The organism is Rhodospirillaceae bacterium, assembly GCA_028819475.1.
Taxonomy (GTDB): domain Bacteria; phylum Pseudomonadota; class Alphaproteobacteria; order Bin65; family Bin65; genus Bin65.
Genome location: JAPPLJ010000007.1, coordinates 1 through 2,085, shown reverse-complemented (window position 1 = coordinate 2,085; position 2,085 = coordinate 1). Strand labels below are relative to the sequence as shown.

Sequence of the window (2,085 nt, the reverse complement as noted above, 5' to 3'; positions counted from 1 at the left end):
CTAGCCCAAGTTTACCGTGTTGGATGAGAGATCTCATCTAAGTTATTTCTTTGCAAAGACATAGAGACTCCCGTCTGTATGACCTACGGTTCCGTATCAGCGGTCAGATCGCGAGGTTCTCAAGGCCCAGGATGTCGTAGATCGCGCGCTGTTCGTCCGTCATCCGCGAGAGCGTCGTCCGGAGTTCTGGCTCGCCGTCCGCCTCCCGCGCGGGATAGAGCACGTCGACCTCGCGGATCCCGCGTAACGCGTCCAGCAACGCGGGGATCGACCCCGGAACGCCGTGACGGCTCAGTTCCCGCTGCAGCAGGCCACACAGCATCAGCGCCAGCACGCAGCAGAACACGTGCACCGCGATCTTCTGATCGGTCCAGTGGTATTGCGGCCGGATCGCGATGCAGTCGCTGTCCTTGAGCTGCCGGAAGGCGCTTTCCACATGATGCTGCGCGCGGTAGCCCCGCACCAACTCGGCGTCGCTCCAGCCCGCCTGGTCGGTGAACAGCAGGGTCTTGCCCAGTAACCTGCGCTGAAGCTGCTCCCAGGCGCGTCGCTGGAAGCGGTAATTGACCTTCGGCAAGCCGTCCACCTCCCGAATCTGGACGGCGAACAGGTCCCGCATGTGGCGGGCCCGCAGCCAGCCGTCGACCTTCTTTTGCGTGCCGGCCAGGCCCGGCTGGCGTCCCCCCCGGATCTTGCCGTCGCGCCAGCGCCGCAACTGCCGCTGCAGGGCGCCGAGGTGCCGGCGCCGTTTCTCGATCTCCCGCAGTAGTGTCCGGCACTGGGCGTCGAACAACCTTTGGTTCCAAGTCACCAGCACCGTGCGCCGGACGCCGAACACTTTGGACTCGGTGCGGTGAGCGCGCACGCCCGCCAGCCCGTCGGCCTCCAGCGAGCGCATCTCGTCCACCGACACGTCCAGCAGATGCGGGTGCTGGGTGGGAACCAGCGACCCGATGAAGTGGAACGGGCTGCGCTCGACCCAGTCCAGGTTCTCGCGCGAGTTGTTGCCCTTGTCGAAGACCAGGGTGACCGTCTCGGTCCCGGCGGCGAGTTCCCGGTAGCGCCGGGCCAAGTCGGCGGCGAGACTTTGAAAGGTCGGCGGGTCGGGCCGGTTGCCGGGATAGGTGCGATGCAGCAGGGGCAGGCGGAAGTCGGTCGTGACCAGCAGGGCCACGCCGATGATGCGCAACGACTTGCGGCCCTCCTTGCTGTGGCCGCGCTGAGCTAGTTCGGAGCGCTCGTTGAAGGTGTCGATGTAGGTGAAGAAGTTGGTGGCGTCAAAGAGGACTTGGCGCAGGTCGAGGCGGAACTCGCGGGTCATGGCGGCGACGATGTCGCGTTCGATGGCGGGGAGGGCGGCGACGGGAACGCGGTGCATGTGGTCCCAGAAGCGCTGGCTGGTGAGCTGGCGCGAGCGCAGGGGGAGCAGGCGGGTGAGAACGGTGGAGTCGAACCAGCGGGCGAGGCTGGCCTTGGAGCCGGGGGCAAGGCAGCGGTTGAGGACGGCGGCGAGCAAGTAGACGCCGACGGAGGGACCGGAGCCGCGCTTGGGGAGATGACGATCGATGTGCTCGACGAGCTGCAAGCGGCGGGCGAGGGAAAGCAGGGCGGCCGAGGCGCCGAATTCACGCACCACCGCCTCCAGAGGCTGGGCGGGGGCGGGGCCGGCGCGGAGCTTCTCGACGATTTTGTCGGCGCGACCGAGATAGGTCTGGGAAACGATCTTGGGCTTGCCATCGACGCGCTTGCAGACGCGGGCGTAGTAGTAGGGACGGCCGCGGATGATTTTTTTGACGATGCTGGCCATATATTAGGTCATACAATAGCGTGTGGAAGGGATCCGAGTCAAGGGGATTCGGTTCCATAGAAAATATTTCCTGCGGAAAGACGGACAGTTACGATTGGGAGAGACTTGGAAGATCTCACTAGAAGTTAGGTCATACAAAAGACAAGGGGACAAGGAGGGAGTCCCAGGTCGGACTGGGAGAAAACCCCTTTCTTATCAGTAACTTGAACTTGAAAACCCGGTCGGCCCAAGCGCTAGGACAATGCTATGCTGATGCGAACACGGTAAAGTCGGGCTAG

1 protein-coding gene is annotated in these 2,085 nt (G+C 63.9%); it reads right to left on the bottom strand.

Annotation, left to right across the window (positions count from 1 at the left end):
- Positions 1-103: 103 nt before the first annotated feature.
- Entirely contained in the window at positions 104-1,807 is a 1,704-nt protein-coding gene (locus tag OXM58_01745; GenBank protein MDE0147069.1) for an IS1634 family transposase, read from the bottom strand.
- Positions 1,808-2,085: the final 278 nt, after the last annotated feature.